Here is a 430-nt window from a genome sequence, read left to right on the forward strand (position 1 = left end):
ATACGGACTGGACTACCGCGTGTATGACCGGGACGGAACATTGCTTGTCGACCTTCCGGAAACGGATTGGGCAGACTGGGATGGCGGCGATCTGGTGTTTGCACGCGGCGGGTGCCTCTATAGGCTGGCAAAAAGCGACTTCCGATCCGGTAATGTCATGCCTATTGAGTTTTCCTCGCGCCTGCATGACTTCAACGGCGCAGGTTTCACCGCCCTGGCACCTCCGCACGCCGCTCGTCACTACTGACGCACCCAGCCTCGGGGGGAGCTTTGATATCAGGCATTACTCATCCACTTGTATCTTCGGGTCGTAACCGCCTTACGATGCCACCGGAAACGTGGAGCTGTGTGTCGCCCACCCGGACCGCGTAGAGGCCGGCTAGCTCGACTTCGCCCGGTTCAATATCCTCAATGAGCAGCAGTCCTGTAT

Annotated in this window: 1 protein-coding gene; it reads left to right on the forward strand. The window is 58.6% G+C overall.

Features of this window, described 5'->3' with window-relative positions:
- A partial coding sequence (locus tag LC417_RS22335) for a hypothetical protein (RefSeq protein ID WP_223566368.1) occupies positions 1–247 on the forward strand: 247 nt, incomplete at its 5' end.
- Positions 248–430: the final 183 nt, after the last annotated feature.

It is taken from the genome of Pantoea sp. OVA07A (genome assembly GCF_019969975.1).
In the GTDB taxonomy this organism is placed as follows: Bacteria; Pseudomonadota; Gammaproteobacteria; order Enterobacterales; family Enterobacteriaceae; genus Pantoea; species Pantoea agglomerans.